The following is a 17,658-nucleotide window of genomic DNA, read 5'->3' as shown; positions in this document are numbered from 1 at the left end:
TGCTGAGTAGAGTTACTCATATTTCCGGTCGACGGTCTGGATGCTCTGCGTCAAAACCTTGTTTGGGATGGGCTGGAAGCGGGTGGTCTTTCATGAGATTGGGGAAGCGTAACTTAGGATTATCATCCAGTTGCTTCCATAAGCCAGCATACAGCTCATGAAGCTTGGGATCTGGCTGATATCCAAAGTTATTTATGGGTTCAGGTTCAGATTCAAATACTCCACTTAGATAGCTAAAGCCCGTGGAACTACCTAACGATGCGGCGCGCTGGTAATAGAATAGAGCCCTCGGTTTGTTTTCTTTAGCTGTATCATAAAAACTTGCGGTTTTCTCTATGGCGTCGGGATTGTCCTGAGCGCCCGCACATCGGTAATAGCGCTCAGCCATGTCATCGTCCTGCTTATCCCTGGGGAGAGCAAAAGCGAAGTATCGTCCGATTTGAACCTGGGCTAGTGGACTGCCCAATTGCGCTGCCTGGAACATATAAGAACTGGCCATCCGGTCCGACTTCAAAACCCCTCGTCCATTTTCGGCAACCACAGCCCAGTTGTAATAACCCAGCGGGACTTTGAGCTTCACCATACGCTCGTAGAGATCAAGCATCTTGTTGGTGTCTTGCTCAACGCCGGGTTGTCCTGGCCAGCCCGTGCGATAGAGTCCCGCCAGGTTGTGCATCGCCTTCCAATGATCTTTGGCGATGGCTTTTTCGTAGAGTCCGACGATGGTCTTCCAGTCTTTGACTCCTCGTACTTTCTCCAAAGCACGGGCCTGTTGAAACCAGCGTTCAGCTTCAGCATCCAGCGGCGGGTTGTGGTCTTTTTCGTAGGCGCAGGTAAAGGTTGGATAGGCCATGGCCGGAGCTCCGCTCAACAAAAGTGAAAGAATGAGGGCACAAAAAGAAATGGTTCTAGTCGATGGCTTTGGCATAAGGCGTCTCCACGTCCCAAAAACGAGTTAGATGGGCAATTAATGGTTTATTTCTGCCTTTTTTTTCCCAGTTTTTATCCATCACATCGTTCCATCTTTTGAAGTTTTTAGTTGCATCGCAACGCCCCTTATCATCGTTAAAAAACTTACCGGCATGCAACTTCCACAACTCCTCCCGCCAATGCTTGGCCAGCTCAGCATCTGGTGCAGCCAGACCTAATTCAGAGTCTGTATGCAGGCTACGAGTGTTGATATTTGCAGAACTTAGCAGACTAAAAACATCATCCACTACCAACAGTTTTGAGTGTACGTAGATGTCCTTGAAAAAAGCCTGCTCGCCCTCGGCTAACGTACTTCCGGGCTCTGGAGTGCAAGCAGTCAGTGTTGCAATGACGACCTTGAGCCCCGGTAAATCCTTGAGGGCGTAGGGTTTTTGATCTTCACCGCCATCCGATTTCGGCTTACTCAGCTCAGGAATATCTTTTGGTTTGAGGCCGCCCAGACGCTGTTCCACCTCAGGGGTGACGCCTTTTTTTTCCAGTTCGATAATCTCGCGCTTAAGTCGTTCGGCTCGGTTGAGCTGAGCCCGCTGTACGTAGGGGGCGTTTTGCGGGTTTGCTTGCAAATACGCCAACTGACTGCGTTTTCGCAACATATCTTCCACCAGGCTGCGCTGAGCCTGAGGCATCAGTTGCTCCTGCCCCAATTCCTGCAAGGTGGCATAGGTGGTACTGGAAAAACCCTTGTCGTTCGGGTTGTTAGTGACCACGAACACGTACAAATCCTTGTCTCTACTCTTTGCGATATAAGCAGCCGCCAGCTCGCGCAACTGTTTGGCAAACGGCGGATAGCGAAAATACTGGTTTTCAAAATAGACGTAGTTGCGCACGTTGCCTAAAGCCTTGTGGTACAGCTCCAGAATCGAGGTCTCGGCACCTTCTTGCGGTTGCGTACGACAAACCTGCGCCATCGTTGAACCGGCGACTTTGAAATTGTCCGGTTTGATGGCTTGGCGTTGATCGCGCAGGCCATCGACAAACCATTTTTTGACCCAAAAGGTTTCCCGATCCCAGGCGGTGCTGAAGTTGTGGTTCAGGTCATGCAGGGCAGGGCCCTGTACTTTCATGGACAAATCCTGCCATGGACCGAAGCCTGGGCTACGCCGGGCGGCTTTGTCGTCATACAGGTGCGCACTGGTATCCCAATAATTGCGATGCATGTTGTGCCCCATGACGAAGCCAACCGCGTTCGCCGTGTCTTCATAGTCCACCAACACCATCTTTTGGTGGTGGCTGCCAAACAGGGTCAAAAGCAACATATGTGCAAAGTTGGTATCGGGTACTTCCCCTTTCATCAAACGATAAAGGGTCGCCAGACGTCCTTTTTCATGGCGCATCTGCGGCCCGCGTATGGCGGCATTCAGGGGTATTTCAGTAGAAAAGTCCCGGGTGCGGAACTCGACGTTCTGCATCCGCCCATCGTGGACGCGGCTGAACCACTCCCGCGTGTATTCCTCATCCTGTGGGGAATATTTGGGCGCGCCAGAACCTTTGAGTTTGTTGTAGCCACCTTGTCCGTTCAGTTGCGCTTGCACGTCGGTCAGAATGTCCAGCAGCTCCTTTTCACGCGTATCGTAGCGATAGCCGCTGGTGCCGTACGCAGGGATTTGACCGGCGCGTAGTTTGGTCAATTCATGTTGGTGAATTGTGCGACGATACTCCAGTTGCTGGCGAGCCTGCACAGAGCTATCAGACGCTGCGCTCCCTCTAGCCATACCCGACCCGGCAGCAGTGCCTCCCGAGCCTGCCAGACCATCGCCAATGAGGGTGTTTTCAACAAAGTTGGCCAGAGGGTTTTTCCAGATCAGCACACGCGTCTTGACCCCGTGGCGACCTCGAACATCGAGCAACTCACCGATGCGATCGCTGTCGGGTTTGAAGCGCATCGCCGGGTCGAATCCCCAACTGATTATTTCGACACTCTTAGTTGCGGCCTGAATGGCGTCGTATACAGCGCCGAACGCCTTGTCACCATTGATCAAAGGGGTGACCTTTATACCGGCACGTGGTGGGTAGAACGCTTTCCTCGCGAACCAGTCCATTGTCAGGGAGGTGGACTTGTGTTCTCTAGGCGTCAGTTGGATCACTTCTTTGCTGTAATCAGTCGTCATTCGATTGCTTCCTGCACTCAATGGCTATTTGGCTTACTGGCGGGGTTCAAGTTAACGGCGCGGTAGTCATCCGTCGAGTTCATCGCTTCGAGCTGATCGACCTGCGCGTGATAGTCGCGATAGCCCTGACGAGCCAGTTGTTGGTTCTGTGCAGCTGATTGGCTACTTTCTTCTTTGGGTTCAATCTCGAAGCGATGGCCATTCACCAACTCAACTGCATAAACTTGGGTGCCAGGGACGTGGTCAAAAATGATTTTACCGTCGCCGCCCGTGAGGCCTTCCTGAATCACGGAGCCATCGGCGAACAGCGTATAGGGCTCATCCTCGTAACCGGGATGACCGGGTACAGCACTGATGGTTGCGCTGAGTTTGTGGATGACATCCGGCGCCAGTTGCGACTCGCCACGCTTCGGTACTTCACCGGCCTTGTCAGAAGCAGCGGGCAGGGGCACCTGTGGCAGGAGCGCTGCATTTCCAGTTCCGACGCCCGCCGCACCTCCGGCATTCAGCTTGATGACAGGCCCCACGACGGTGATGCCACCCGCATTGAGCTTGACGAAGCTACCGCCGGCTTTCACGGTGAGTTCCGTGCCTGCTTCGATTACCATTTTCTGTCCGGCCTTGAGATGAATTTCTTTACCTGCCGTCATCAACTGCGCGGTTCCCAGTTTGATGTGCTGGTTTTGGCCTATCACCAGGTGGTCATCAGCTCTTACTTCAATTTTGCGATCCCCAATCGTGGTGCGATGTTCTTCAGCCTTCAACTCGGTGTAGGTGTTTTTCTCTACCGTGTCGTGGCGTTCATTACCCACGCGGATCTTCTGGTCATGCTCAATGTTTTCATCCCAATCCCGCTGGGCATGCAGGTAGATCTGTTCGGCACCTTTCTTGTCTTCAATCCGCAGTTCGTTATACCCGCCGCCCCCCGGTGAGCTGAGGGTTTTGAACACGGTGCGTGTTTTGTTAGCTGGCAACTTGTAGGGAACCTGGTTTTCCTTGTGGTAGAGGCAACCGGTCACGAGTGGTTGATCGGGGTCGCCCTCGAGGAAGGTGACGAGGACTTCCATGCCGATACGCGGGATGGCGATGGCGCCGTAGCGGTCGCCGGCCCAGCAGTTGGAGACGCGCATCCAGCAGCTGCTTGTGTCATCCGCCAAACCTTCGCGGTCCCAGTGGAACTGCACTTTGATGCGGCCATATTGGTCGCAGTGTATTTCTTCACCTTTGGGGCCGGTGACCATGGCGGTTTGGCTGCCGAGGACGCGCGGTTTCGGGTGTTCCAGCGCCGAGCGATAGAATACGGCCCATGGAGTAGCGAGGAAGCGATTGCGGTAGCCCTGGTGGAAGTCGTCTTGGTCGGCGGTGGCGTCGCTGGTTACCGATTCTTCGAGGACTGACGGCTGTTTACCTTCGTGGAAGATTTTGGTGAGCAGCCACAGGTCGTTCCACTCGGTGCGCGGGTGGTCGGAGAGTTCCAGGAAGTGGCCGCTGGCCAGTGTGGTCTGGTCGCCGTGGCCTTCGGCTTGTCGGTAGTCTGCACGATGGCGCTCCAACGCTCTCTGGCTGAGGCGTTTGCCCCGGGCACGGTCGGTGAAGCGGCCCGGATAGTCGTAGTCTTCGAGGTCTGGCTCGGTGCTTTCGCCTTCAGGTCTGTAGGCGGACTCCAGCAGCAGGCGCGGCTTTTCGAAGTCGTAGTCGCGACGGGTCGTGCGGCTGGTGCGGGTTTCCAGGCGTTGCGTGAAGCTTTTGATGACCGGTTCCTTCGCGACCATACCGCTGCCTTGTACATAAGCTGTCGGCTGGCCGAGTTTCGGGAACACGGTCTGGTCGTCGCCGAACACCAGCAAATGCCCCTTGGGCGTGTGTTGGAAATGGTAGTGAATCCCCTCCTCTTCGCACAGGCGTTGCACGAAATGCAGATCCGTTTCGTCGTACTGCACGCAATAGTCGCGGTCCGGGCACGGTTGGCTCAGTTGGAAGCTGTAGGCGTTACTCCTGATGCCATGCTCGTCGAGGATCAGCGCGATGATTTTCGGTGCGGACATCTGCTGGTAGATGCGCTGGTTTGTTCGGTGTTTCAGATAGCTCAGCTGTGGCACCAGCGTCAGGCGGTAGCGGGTCAGGCGTTTGCCGGCATCGCCTTGGGCGATGCAGTAGATCTGACCGTGGATGCCGCTGCCCGCCGCGTCAAGCGCCAGGAACGCCTGTTTGTGCAGCAAGGTCTCCAAGTCCAGGTCGGGATTATCACTGACCAGTTCCACATCGAATGCGTAGGGTTGGCTGATACCCTCGGTGCCGGTAAACGAAAGCACTTGAAGATCGTGCTCAAGATGATCGATGGTCAGGCTGAAATGAGCTTGGTTGGCAGAACTGAACATCTCTTGGGTGCTCCTTGATGTGGTGTGGCGCTTCCGTAAAAGTTAGGTGTGAATTGCTCCATGTCTCCGGTACTGGCACTGGCGGCAAATCGCCAGGTGTGTGCTTCTGCCGACACCGCATAGGGCACGGTATCGCGCTCGCCGATCGTCCAGCTCGCCTCGCGATGCAAGGCGTTGAGCAGGTTGTCCTCTTGGCTGGTCCAGCTGTTGATCTTCAGTTCAAGGCTGCCCAGCACGCTTGTTTTGCGCCCCGTGCCAATCGCCTGCCGGATGTCTTTGATCAGGTCAGCGGCGAGTCGTTTGTTGAACGGCTTGCCCGCCATCACCCGAAGGGGAACGCGGGTTGCCGGGCAATTTCCCCCAGCGTGCCGCCGCTTTTAACGGTATAGGTGCTGCTCATTGATCATCGTCCTTGACCGTGCGGGTAGCGTTAACGTGTTTAATCTCGACTTAACAGGCGCGCACGCTAACAAAACGGCAAAACAATTGATGTCAGGCGATTCCTAAAATGCATTCGACTTTGCAAGGGGGGGGGGCAGGTCAGTAAATGGCCGCAACGGGTTCATTCAAGTGATGACTCCCCCGCACATAGGGGGGCCGGCCTACACGGGCCAGTTGGACAGCAGCCGGATCAAGCGGGTGAAGAACCCAAAAAAAATGGGAGCGGGCCTGCCCGCGACGCAGGCAGCCACGCTCCCACCGGGGGCGTCGGCTTAGTGGCCGCCGAGGTAGGCGTTGCGCACGTCCTCGTTCACCAGCAGCTCCTTGCCGGTGCCTGTCAGGCGGATTTCGCCGTTGACCATCACGTACGCCCGGTCAGACAGGCGCAACGCGTGGTTGGCGTTCTGTTCCACCAGAAAGATGGTCATGCCCGTGGAGGCCAGTTCGCGCAGCGTGGCAAAAATCTGCTTCACCACGATCGGCGCCAGCCCCAGGCTCGGTTCGTCGAGCAGCAACAGCTTGGGCCGACTCATCAGCGCGCGGGCGATGGCGAGCATTTGCTGCTCGCCACCAGACATGGTCATGGCCCGCTGGTTACGGCGCTCCTTGAGCCTGGGAAACAGCTCGAACATGCGCTGCATGTCCTCGGCGGCGTGCTTGTCACCAATCGGGATGGTGCCCATCAGCAGGTTTTCTTCCACCGTCATGTCGGGGAACACGCGGCGCCCTTCTGGCGACTGGGCGATGCCGTTGGAGGCGATGTAGTGCGACGACTTGTGGGTAATGTCGACGCCGCGATACAGAATCTGCCCCGCTTCGGCCCGTGGCTGGCCGAAGATAGACATCAGCAACGTGGACTTGCCCGCGCCGTTGGAGCCGATCAGGCTCACGGTTTCGCCTTCGTCGATGTGCAGCGAGACTTTCTTGAGCGCCTGGATCGGCCCGTAGAACACGTCCAGGTCTTTCATTTCGAGGATCGGCGTACTCATACCAGCTCCTCTTCATCGGCGCCCAGGTACGCCGCGATCACTTTGGGATCGTTGCGGATCGCCTCCGGGCCGCCTTCGGCGATGACGTTGCCGTGGTCAAGCACCACGATGTGGTCGGAAATACTCATCACCATGCCCATGTCGTGTTCAATCAGCACCACCGTCAGGTCGTGTTCGTCGCGCAGCAGGCGGATCATCGCGCTGAGGGCTTCGGTTTCCTGCGGGTTGAGGCCCGCCGCCGGTTCGTCCAGGCAGATGATCTGCGGGCGCGTGCACATGGCCCGGGCGATTTCCAGGCGGCGCTGCTGGCCGTAGGAAAGCTCGCCAGCCAGGCGGTTGGCGCAGTCCACCAGGTCCACCACTTCCAGCCAGTAGAAGGCGTGGTCCAGCGCGTCGCTTTCGGCCTTGCGGTAGCCCTTGGTGTTGAGGATGCCCGCGAGCATGTTGCGGTTGACCCACATGTGTTGGGCCACCAGCAGGTTTTCCACCACGGACATTTCCTTGAACAAGCGAATGTTCTGGAAGGTCCGCGCCAGCCCTGCGCGGTTCACCAGGTGGGTGCCGCCAAACATCTTGTAGAACACCCGGGTGACGAAGCTTTTCGGCGAGATGAAGTCGCGCGCCTTGAACGACTCGCCCAGCAGCTGGATCACGTTGGTCTTTTTGCCGCGCACGTTGAGGTCGATTTTGCCACCCGTGGCCGTGTAGAAGCCGGTGAGGCAGTTGAACACGGTCGTTTTGCCGGCGCCGTTGGGGCCGATCAGGGCAAAGATCGAGTTGCGCTCGACCTTGAGGTTCACATCCCTCAAGGCCTTGATGCCGCCGAAACTCATCATCAGGTTTTCGACGGACAGGACGATTTCCTTGCTCATGGCGCCACTCCTTTACGTGGGGTTACGCCGGTGCGGCTGATGCGGATCAAACCGCGCGGTCGCCAGATCATCATCACCACCATCAACACGCCAAACAGCAGCACCCGGTATTCGGAGAAACTGCGCAGCAGTTCCGGCGCCACCGTGAGCACGAACGCCGCGATCACCACGCCCACTGTCGAGCCCATGCCGCCCAGCACCACGATGGCCAGGATCAGCGCCGACTCGAAAAAGGTGAACGAGGACGGGTTGACGAAACCCTGGTAGCTGGCAAAAAACACCCCGGCCAGGCCGGCCGTGGAGGCACCGATGGTAAAGGCCGAGAGTTTGACCAGTACGTGGTTCAGGCCCATGGAGCGGCAGGCGATTTCGTCTTCGCGCAAGGCTTCCCAGGCGCGGCCCACCGGCATGCGGGTCAGGCGGTGCTTGACGTACAGCACCAGCAGCACCACCAGAAACAGCACGATGTAGATGAACAGGAATTTGAAGTTAGGGTTGTAGTCGATGCCGAAGAACTCGTGGAACGGCACCCCGCCATCCTTCGCCTTGCGCCCGAATTCCAGGCCGAAGAAAGTCGGCGATGGCACCGGCATGCCGTTCGGGCCGCCGGTAAACGACAGCCAGTTGTTGAGCACCAGGCGGATGATTTCACCAAACCCCAGGGTCACGATGGCGAGGTAATCGCCGTGCATTCGCAGCACCGGAAACCCCAGGATGCACCCGGCCAGCGCCGCACAAATGGCGGCCAGCGGCAGCACCGTCCAGAACCCCAGGCCCAGGTACTGATAACCCAGCGCCAGGCCGTAGGCACCAATGGCGTAGAACGCCACGTAACCCAGGTCGAGCAGCCCGGCCAGGCCCACCACAATGTTCAGGCCCAGCCCCAGCAACACGTAGATCAGGCCGAGGATCACCACGGTCAGCAGGTACTTGTTGGCAAAGAACGGGAACACGATGGCGATCACGATCAGGGCCGGGATGATCCAGCGCAACCGCGACTTGTAGTCGGGCTTGAGCACGTGCACGCCGGAGCCGGTGCTTTCAAAGCCCTGCAGAATCTTCAGGCCCTTGGGGGTTTGCAGGAACAGGCTCATGGCGAAGCGCCCGACCACCACAATGGCCACCAGCAGCGCCACGCGCGCAGGTTCCAGGTTGAAGCTGTAGCCGTCGAGCACGACGCCGACGATAGGGCCGAACACGATCAACGAAATCAGCCCGGCAAGGACTGCGTCGACCACACTTTTCTTGATATCGATAGATTTGGCAGCAGACATGTTTACACCTTCGCCACGAGCGGACGACCGAGCAGGCCCTGGGGACGGAAGATCAGAATCACCACCAGCAGGGAGAAACTGAACACGTCTTTGTAGTCAGAGTTGATCAACCCCGAGAACAGCGACTCGGAGATGCCAAGGATGATCCCGCCCAGCATCGCCCCCGGCAGCGAACCGATGCCACCCAGTACCGCAGCGGTAAAGGCCTTGATGCCAATGATGAAGCCTGCGTAGAAGTCGAACGTGCCGTAGTTGAGCGTGATCAGCACGCCCGCCAGGGCCGCCATCGCGGCACCGATCACAAACACGTAGGAGATCACCCGGTCAGTGTTGATGCCCAGGATCGACGCCATCTTGCGGTCTTGCTGGGTAGCTCGGCACATGCGGCCCAGCTTGGTGTACTTGATCACGTAGGTCAGCAGCGCCATGCCGGCGAAGGCGGCCACGAGGATGAAGATCTTGGTGTAGGTCAGTTGCACGAACCCGGTGCCGATGTCGACGCGCCAGGCGCCGGCCAGCAGGGTGGGAATGCCTTGTTGCTTGGCGCCCTGGGCGATTTGTGCGTAGTTCTGCAGGATCAGCGAAATACCGATGGCGCTGATCAGCGGCGCCAGGCGGGTGGAGTTGCGCAGGGGCTTGTACGCGACACGTTCGATGACCCATCCGTAAACGCCGGTGACGACCACGGTGAAGATCAGGGTGCCGAGCATGAGCAGCGGAAAGGATTCGATGCCGAAGTAAGCCAGCAGTGCCAGACTGATCGCCGCGAGGTAAGCGGAGATCATATAAACCTCGCCATGGGCGAAGTTGATCATGCCAATGATGCCGTAGACCATTGTGTAGCCGATGGCGATCAGGCCATAGACCGACCCGAGGGTCAGGCCGTTGACCAGTTGCTGCAGGAAAATACCATCCATAACGCAATCTCACGCAGTGAGAACCTGCACACCTGTGGGTGTGCGGTTCCTCTAGGAAAAGTACAGAAACATGACGATGCTCACGAGGCCAGGCCCGGCCCCCACCTGAGAGAGAACGGATTCAGGCAGGGGCGGGGCTCAAGCGACCGTGCCCGGCCTTATTTCTGTTTTTCCAGCTGGTGGTATTTGCCGTTGGCGTCCCACTGGTACACCACGTAGTCGGACACTTTCAGGTCGCCCTTGGCGTCCCAGGTCTTCTCGCCCATGACGGTTTGCACCGGGTGCGCCTTGAGCCACTTGGCCGCGTCTTCACCCTTGTTGGACTTGGCACCGTTGAAGCCTGCGGCCAGGGCCTGGATCGAGGCGTAGGCGTACAGGGTGTAGCCTTCAGGCTCTTTGCCCGCCTTGCGGAACTCTTCCACCACTGCCTTGCTCTCTGGCAGCAGGCGCGGGTCGGCGCCAAAGGTCATGTACACGCCGTTCACGTACTGGGCACCGCCCGCAGTGGCCACCAGTTCGTCGGTGACGACGCCGTCATCGGACATGAACTTGACGTCCTTGAGGCCCGCTTCACGAATCTGACGCACCAGGGGGCCGGCTTCCGGGTGCAGGCCGCCGAAGTACACGACGTCGGCGCCGGTGGCGCGGATCTTGGTCACCAGGGCGCTGAAGTCTTTTTCGCCACGGGTCAGGCCTTCTTCGAGCACCGGCTTCACGCCGCGCTTGGTCAACTGGGCAGCGGTGGCGTCGGCCAGGCCTTTGCCGTAGGTGTCCTTGTCGTTGATGACCGCGACTTTCTTGCCCTTGAGCACGTCGACGATGTAGTCACCGGCCACGATGCCTTGCTGGTCGTCACGCCCGCACATGCGGAACATCGCGGTCAGGCCGCGCTCGGTCACTTGCGGGTTGGTGGAGCCTGGGGTGATCGCGATCACGCCCGCATCGCTGTAAACCTCGGAGGCCGGGATGGTGTTGGAGGAGCAGAAGTGCCCGACCACACCGATCACCTTGTCCTGGTCGACCAGGCGGTTGGCCACGGCCACGGCCTGCTTGGGTTCGCACGCGTCATCGCCGGCGACCAGCACGATTTTCTCGCCGTTGATCCCGCCCGCCTTGTTGATGACCTCCGCCGCCGCCTTGGCACCCGTCATGTACTGCTCACCGAACGCAGCGTTGGCACCGGTCATCGGGCCTGCCACGCCAATCTTCACATCAGCCTGAGCGAACGCAGAAACACCCAGCGCAGTAGCGACTGCGAGGGCCAGAAAGCCTTTTTTGTAAAACGTCTGGGACATGAGTGGTGCTCCGAGGTTTTTGTTAATGGCACTACGAATTCACTTCAAACTTTCACCTCAAAGCCCAGAGCAAGGCGCGTGCCATTGCGTTTTTATTCTTCAAAAAGACACGGCTTCACGTTTAAGACAGGGGTTTGGTGGCCTTTTGACTGGACGTGCAACCGTCTAATTCAAAGGGGTGCAACCTGAGGATCCAATCAGCGCAACCCGCTTGAAAACAGGCTGCAACCCGGCCATCAAACGGCCATCGTTGAACCTGTAACAAACGGCGTAACGGAACTGCACATTTACAGTGCGCCGTTGCTACGCCTCGCACCAATACAGATGAGTAGCCTGCTAAGAAAATGCAGGCTTCTTACAGCTACTTCGCTGATCAGATGACAATTCGCAGGCATTGACCGGCGTGGTACAGCGAAAACCCGGCTTCATACAGGCAACTGCGCACGCCCGCCCCGACCAGTGGCTGCATCGGAGTGAACGGAATGGGCAGGCTTTGTGGGTTTTGGTGACACAGGTAGTCGGCAAAGGCCTTGCCCACCACCGTACCCGTGGTGACACCGCGCCCGTTGTAGCCGGTGACCGCCACCAGGCCAGGCGCTGGCTCGAACAGGCGCATCAAGTGGTCGGGGGTAAAGGCGATGCAGCCGGTCCAGGTGCACGCCCACTGCACCGATTTGAGGTACGGGAAGTAATGCTGCTGCACCCGATCGGCCCAGGCCTTCAGGAACCAGGCCGGTTTTTGATTGCCGTTGCCCAGGCTGCCGAGCAGCAAGCGACCGTCGGCGTCCCGGCGAATGCTGCTGAGCACCTGGCGGGTGTCCCACGAGCCCTGGCCGCCGGGCAGGATCCGCTGGGCGGCATCGTCGGTCAGCGGCACCGACGCCACCTGGTAGTAATAGCCGGGGAAAAAATTGCGCCGCAGCTGCGTCCATTCGCCTTCGGTGTAGGCGTTGGACGCGATCACCACCTGCTCAGCCTGCACCGCGCCCTGGGCGGTCTGCACCGACCAGTGCGCGCCCTGGCGCTCGAGCTGGGTCACGGGAGAGTGGTCGAACAGTTGCCCACCAAGGCCCGCAACCGCATTGGCCAGCCCGGTGGTGTAGGCCATCGGGTTCAACGTACCGGCGCGCCGGTCCAGCAACGCAGCGGCGATCTTGCGGGTGCCCGTGGCCGCTTCGCAGGCGCTGCCGGTGAGCAGTTCCACCGGCGCACCGCGCCGTTTCCATTGCTCCTCCCGGCTGCGCAAATCCGCCTCGCCCCGGGCGTTGTGCGCCATGTGCAAGGTGCCTTCGCGGCGCAGCTGGCAGTCGATGCCGTAGGTATCCACCAGGCTGAACACCAGCGACGGCGCCGCACCGAGCATGCGGTTGAGCTGGCTGCCGACCTCGCGGCCAAACCCCGCCTCGATCTCGTCCGGCGGGATCCACAGGCCTGCGTTGACCAGCCCCACATTACGCCCCGATCCCCCCTGGCCGGTGCGATGCGCCTCCAGCACGCATACACTTTTGCCCTGTTCCAGCAAATGAATGGCCGCCGACAACCCGGTGATCCCGGCGCCGATCACGCACACATCCACCTTGACCTCGCCCTTGAGCGCCGCCCGGTCCGGGCGGCCTGGGGTAAGGGTTTCCCACAAACACTCGTTGCGTAATGCCATTGCCAGGCTCCGGGATAAACACCCACCGATCAGTCGAAGGTAATGCCCTGCGCCAGCGGCAACTCCAGCGAATAGTTAACCGTATTGGTCTGGCGCCGCATGTAGCCGCGCCACGCGTCGGAGCCCGACTCACGCCCGCCGCCGGTTTCTTTTTCGCCGCCAAACGCGCCGCCGATTTCCGCGCCGCTGGGGCCGATGTTGACGTTGGCGATCCCGCAATCGCTGCCCACCGCCGACATGAATTGCTCGGCCTCACGCACGTCGGTGGTGAAGATGCACGACGACAAGCCTTGCGGCACGTTGTTGTTCAAATGCAGCGCGTCGGCGAAGTCGGTGTAGCCGACCACGTACAGGATGGGCGCGAAGGTTTCGTCACGCACCACGTCGCTTTGCTCGGGCATTTCCACAATCGCAGGCGACACGTAGTAGGCGTTGGGGAATTGGTCTTGCAGTTGGCGCTTGCCGCCAAACACCTTGCCGCCTTCACTCAGGGCCTGCTCCAGGGCGTCTTGCATGTTGTCAAAGCTGCCCTTGTCGATCAGCGGGCCGATCAGGTTGCCTTCCAGCGGGTGGCCGATGCGCACGTTGGCATACGCGGTCTTGAGGCGGGTGACGATTTCTTCCTTCACCGATTCGTGGGCGATCAGGCGGCGCAAGGTCGTGCAGCGTTGCCCGGCAGTGCCGACGGCGCTGAACAGGATGGCACGTACGGCCATGTCCAGGTCGGCGCTGGGGGCCAGGATCATAGCGTTGTTGCCGCCCAGTTCCAGGATGCTGCGGGCAAACCGCGCGGCCACTTTGGGCGCCACTTCGCGGCCCATGCGGGTGCTGCCGGTGGCGCTGATCAACGCCACACGCGGGTCGTCCACCAACGCAGCACCGGCATCACGGCCGCCGATGATCACCTGGCTCAGGTACGCCGGGGCGTCGCTGAAGGTGTTCAGTACGCGCTCGAACAGCGCCTGGCACGCCAGGGCGGTGAGCGGGGTCTTTTCCGATGGTTTCCAGATCACCGCGTTACCGCACACCAGCGCCAGCGCGGTGTTCCAGGCCCACACGGCCACCGGGAAGTTGAAGGCGCTGATCACGCCGACCACGCCCAGCGGATGCCAGGTTTCACGCATGTGGTGGCCGGGGCGCTCGGAGGCGATGGTCAAGCCGTACAACTGGCGGGACAGGCCCACGGCGAAGTCGCAGATGTCGATCATCTCTTGCACTTCGCCCAGGCCTTCCTGGGTGATCTTGCCCGCTTCCCACGACACCAGCTCGCCGAGGTCGGCCTTGTGGGCACGCAGCACGTCGCCGAACTGGCGCACCAACTCGCCGCGCCGCGGCGCTGGCACCTTGCGCCAGGCCTGGAATGCATGCTCGGCGCGACTGACCTGCTGCTCGACCTCGGCGGCGCCCTGCCAGTGCACACTGCCGATACGGCTGCCGTCGATGGGCGAATGCACGGGCTGTTTACCCGACTGGTACAAGGCCGGGTCTACCCCGAGACGATCAAGCAATGCGGCAACCATGGGTCACTCCTTTAATCTGCTGGCAAATTCTCGTCGCCGACACACCCGGCGAATCAGGCCTTATTTGTAGCGGGCCCAAGACTTGTCAACAAACGACGAATAGGCGAGATATCATTCCGTTTATTCATGCAAAGAAAAAACAGAGCCCCACCATGCTCAATAAAAGACATTTGCCCTCGATCACCGCGCTGCAATGCTTTGAGGCCGTCACCCGGCACCTGAGCTTCACCCGCGCCGCGCAGGAGCTGAACCTCACCCAGAGCGCCGTCAGCAAACAGGTGGCGCAGTTGGAAGAACTGCTGCAACACCTGCTGTTTCGCCGGGTACGCCGCCGCTTGCAGATGACACCGGCCGGGGATCTGTACTTGGTGGAGGTGCGAAAAATCCTCAGCCAGGTGGAGATGTCCACCCACTACCTGCGCTCCTACGGCGGCGAAACCGAAGTTTTGCGCGTGTCCACACCCTACACCTTCGGCGCCCGCTGGCTGGTGCCGCGCCTCAAGGGCTGGCGGTTGCGTCACCCGCAGATCCACCTGGACCTGTGCAACGAGCAGGAGCCCGACGAACTGCTGCAAGGCAAGGCCGACCTGGCCTTCTACTTTGGCGCGGGCTCACGCCCCGGCACCGAAAGCCGCAAGCTGTTCAGCGAAGAATTGGTGCCGGTGTGCGCCCCGGACAGCCTGCCCGCCAACGCGTTTACCGACCCCACCCAGTTGAGCGAACTGGTCCTGCTGCAAAACGCCTCGCGCCCCCAGGGCTGGCACGACTGGTTCGCCGCCCAGGGGCACCACACCGAACACAGCTACCACGGGCCGCGTTTCGAGACGTTTTACATGTGCATCCGCGCCGCGCAAGTGGGGTGCGGCGTGGCGTTGCTGCCGCGCTTTCTGGTGGAAGAGGAACTGGCCGAGGGCAAGCTGGTGATCCCCTGGCCCCATGCGATGCCCAGCCAGGATGCGTACTACCTGGCCTACCCCGAGCATGCGGCCGAGGTGCCCAAAGTGCGCGATTTCGTGACGTGGATGATGGAGCAGGTAGACACAATTTGAAAAAACAGCTGGCAAACCACACCGCGTCTATGCGCCACTAACCGCATTCTTAAATAGCGCGATAAAGGCTGGCGCCCATCGCCGGCCCGTCTGGAGATCCCCGTATGAGCGAGAGTGTGTTTGCCGATAGCATCGTGCAGAACCTGCTCGACACCGACTTCTACAAGCTGACCATGATGCAGGCGGTGCTGCACAACTACCCCAACGTGGAAGTTGAATGGGAATTTCGCTGCCGCAATCACGAAGACCTGCGGCCTTACCTCACTGAAATTCGCCATCAGATCGAGCGCCTGGCCGAGCTGAGCCTGAGCGCCGACCAACTGAGTTCGCTGGAACGCATCAGCTTTCTGAAGCCGGATTTTTTGCGGTTCCTGGGCCTGTTCCGCTTCAACCTGCGCTATATCCACACCGGCATCGAAAACGGCGAGTTGTTTATCCGCCTGCGCGGGCCGTGGCTGCATGTGATTTTGTTTGAAGTGCCGATGCTGGCCATCGTCAGCGAAGTGCGCAACCGCGCCCGCTACCCGCATGTCACCCAGGAAATGGCCCGCGAGCAGCTGTACCGCAAGTTCGACTGGTTGAGCGCCAATGCCAGCGCCGAGGAATTGTCCGAACTGCAAGTGGCCGACTTCGGCACCCGTCGACGTTTTTCCTACGGCGTGCAGGCAGAAGTGGTGAACGTGCTCAAGCATGATTTCCCCGGGCGTTTCGTAGGCACCAGCAACGTGCACCTGGCCCGCCAGATCGAGATGAAACCCTTGGGCACCATGGCCCACGAATGGATCATGGCGCACCAACAACTGGGCCCCCGCCTGATCGACAGCCAGATCGCCGCGCTGGACTGCTGGGTGCGTGAATACCGGGGCCTGCTGGGCATCGCCCTGACCGACTGCATCACCACCGACGCGTTCCTGGGCGATTTCGACCTGTACTTCGCCAAGCTGTTCGACGGCCTGCGCCATGACTCCGGCGACCCGGTGCAGTGGGCGGAAAAATCCATCGCCCACTACCACAAACTGGGCATCGACCCCATGAGCAAGACCCTGGTGTTCTCCGACAGCCTCACGCTGCCCAAGTCGCTGGAGATCTTCCGGGCGCTGCGCGGGCGCATCAATGTCAGCTTTGGCATCGGCACCAACCTCACCTGTGACATTCCGGGTGTCGAGCCCATGAGCATCGTGCTTAAAATGACCGCCTGCAACGGCCAGCCCGTGGCGAAGATCTCCGATGAAGCGGGCAAGACCCACTGCACCGACCCGAACTTCGCCGCTTATTTGCGCCACGTTTTCAAACTACCTGCTGAACCTTCCGAGGGGTGAATCATGCAAGCCGTACAGCGTGAGATTGCTGAACAACTCAAGGTCCAACCGCCGTTCCCGGACCAGGCCGCCCTTGAGGCGGAGGTGTCCCGACGGGTGGCCTTTATCCAGAAATGCCTGCTCGACTCCGGCCTCAAGACCCTGGTGCTGGGCATCAGCGGCGGCGTCGACTCGTTGACCGCAGGCCTGTTGGCCCAGCGCGCCATGACCGAACTGCGCGCCAGCACCGGCAACGACGCCTACCGCTTTATCGCCGTGCGCCTGCCTTACCAAACCCAGTTCGACGAACACGACGCCCAGGCCTCGGTGGATTTCATCAACCCCGACGAGCGCCACACCGTCAACATCGGCCCGGCGGTCAACGCCCTGGCGGGTGAAGTGGCGGCGTTTGAAGGCAAGGCGGCGGTGTCCCGCGATTTTGTGCTGGGCAACACCAAGGCACGCATGCGCATGGTGGCCCAGTACACCATCGCCGGTGCGACGGGCGGGCTGGTGATCGGCACCGACCACGCGGCAGAAGCGGTGATGGGGTTTTTCACCAAATTCGGCGACGGCGCCTGCGACCTTGCGCCACTGAGCGGGCTGGTAAAAAACCAGGTGCGTTCGATTGCGCGCCTGTTTGGCGCCCCCGAATCGCTGGTGGAAAAAGTGCCCACGGCCGACCTCGAAGACTTGTCCCCGGGCAAACCGGACGAGGCCTCCCACGGCGTGACCTACGCCGAGATCGACGCCTTCCTGCACGGCCAGCCGCTGCGTGAAGAAGCGTTCCGGATCATCCGCGACACGTACCGCAAGACCGAGCACAAGCGGGTCATGCCGTTTGCGCCGTGACACCAAGGTCACAGGCGA

General features: G+C 59.9%; 14 protein-coding genes. 3 read left to right on the top strand and 11 right to left on the bottom strand.

The features are described 5' to 3' along the window. Positions 1 to 16 precede the first annotated feature (16 nt). The 11 genes from ACW9H9_RS03820 to amaB all read right to left on the bottom strand — a co-directional run bounded on the left by ACW9H9_RS03820 (position 17) and on the right by amaB (position 14,441). Positions 17 to 853 (bottom strand): tetratricopeptide repeat protein, encoded by an 837-nt coding sequence (locus ACW9H9_RS03820; protein WP_457370416.1) that lies wholly within the window; start codon positions 851 to 853, stop codon positions 17 to 19. A gap of 55 nt (positions 854 to 908) precedes the next feature. Beyond that, positions 909 to 3,098: a phospholipase D-like domain-containing protein gene (locus tag ACW9H9_RS03815; RefSeq protein WP_457341677.1), complete on the bottom strand. Its 2,190-nt coding sequence runs from the start codon at positions 3,096 to 3,098 to the stop codon at positions 909 to 911. A 17-nt stretch (positions 3,099 to 3,115) separates the two neighbouring features. Then, complete coding sequence (gene tssI, locus ACW9H9_RS03810; protein ID WP_457341676.1) at positions 3,116 to 5,476, bottom strand: type VI secretion system tip protein TssI/VgrG; 2,361 nt, start codon at positions 5,474 to 5,476, stop codon at positions 3,116 to 3,118. Next, entirely contained in the window at positions 5,440 to 5,799 is a 360-nt protein-coding gene (locus tag ACW9H9_RS03805) for a hypothetical protein (RefSeq protein ID WP_457341675.1), read from the bottom strand. Before ACW9H9_RS03805 ends, tssI begins: the two co-directional genes overlap by 37 nt. A 390-nt stretch (positions 5,800 to 6,189) precedes the next feature. Next, positions 6,190 to 6,906, bottom strand: a complete 717-nt coding sequence (locus tag ACW9H9_RS03800; RefSeq protein WP_457341674.1) for an ABC transporter ATP-binding protein — start codon at positions 6,904 to 6,906, stop codon at positions 6,190 to 6,192. After that, positions 6,903 to 7,778, bottom strand: coding sequence for an ABC transporter ATP-binding protein (locus tag ACW9H9_RS03795; RefSeq protein WP_457341673.1), 876 nt, complete (start codon positions 7,776 to 7,778; stop codon positions 6,903 to 6,905). Before ACW9H9_RS03795 ends, ACW9H9_RS03800 begins: the two co-directional genes overlap by 4 nt. Further along, on the bottom strand, positions 7,775 to 9,052 hold the full coding sequence (livM, locus tag ACW9H9_RS03790) for a high-affinity branched-chain amino acid ABC transporter permease LivM (RefSeq protein WP_457341672.1): 1,278 nt from the start codon (positions 9,050 to 9,052) through the stop codon (positions 7,775 to 7,777). The genes ACW9H9_RS03795 and livM overlap by 4 nt, the downstream gene beginning before the upstream one ends. 2 nt (positions 9,053 to 9,054) lie before the next feature. After that, positions 9,055 to 9,969 carry an ABC transporter permease subunit gene (locus tag ACW9H9_RS03785; protein ID WP_457341671.1) on the bottom strand — a complete coding sequence of 305 codons (915 nt, stop codon included), beginning with the start codon at positions 9,967 to 9,969 and terminating at the stop codon, positions 9,055 to 9,057. A gap of 158 nt (positions 9,970 to 10,127) precedes the next feature. Then, positions 10,128 to 11,264: an ABC transporter substrate-binding protein gene (locus tag ACW9H9_RS03780; RefSeq protein ID WP_457341670.1), complete on the bottom strand. Its 1,137-nt coding sequence runs from the start codon at positions 11,262 to 11,264 to the stop codon at positions 10,128 to 10,130. Between the two features lie 373 nt (positions 11,265 to 11,637). Continuing rightward, positions 11,638 to 12,921 (bottom strand): L-pipecolate oxidase, encoded by a 1,284-nt coding sequence (gene amaA, locus ACW9H9_RS03775; RefSeq protein WP_457341669.1) that lies wholly within the window; start codon positions 12,919 to 12,921, stop codon positions 11,638 to 11,640. 29 nt (positions 12,922 to 12,950) lie between these two features. Next, positions 12,951 to 14,441: an L-piperidine-6-carboxylate dehydrogenase gene (amaB, locus tag ACW9H9_RS03770; protein ID WP_457341668.1), complete on the bottom strand. Its 1,491-nt coding sequence runs from the start codon at positions 14,439 to 14,441 to the stop codon at positions 12,951 to 12,953. A 152-nt stretch (positions 14,442 to 14,593) separates the two neighbouring features. On the opposite strand from amaB, the gene ACW9H9_RS03765 reads away from it, so the two are divergent. From ACW9H9_RS03765 to nadE, 3 genes are all read left to right on the top strand, one after another. Next, the gene (locus ACW9H9_RS03765) at positions 14,594 to 15,490 is read left to right on the top strand and encodes a LysR family transcriptional regulator (protein ID WP_457341667.1); all 897 of its coding nucleotides are present in this window, start codon (positions 14,594 to 14,596) and stop codon (positions 15,488 to 15,490) included. Between the two features lie 104 nt (positions 15,491 to 15,594). Beyond that, positions 15,595 to 16,809, top strand: coding sequence for a nicotinate phosphoribosyltransferase (pncB, locus tag ACW9H9_RS03760; protein ID WP_457341666.1), 1,215 nt, complete (start codon positions 15,595 to 15,597; stop codon positions 16,807 to 16,809). Between the two features lie 3 nt (positions 16,810 to 16,812). After that, positions 16,813 to 17,640, top strand: a complete 828-nt coding sequence (gene nadE / locus ACW9H9_RS03755) for an ammonia-dependent NAD(+) synthetase (protein ID WP_457341665.1) — start codon at positions 16,813 to 16,815, stop codon at positions 17,638 to 17,640. Positions 17,641 to 17,658 lie beyond the last annotated feature (18 nt).

The sequence above is a fragment of the Pseudomonas sp. SDO5215_S409 genome (assembly GCF_054071325.1).
The sequence above is the reverse complement of the archived record's forward strand: the minus strand, read 5'-3'. Positions and strand labels throughout refer to the sequence as shown.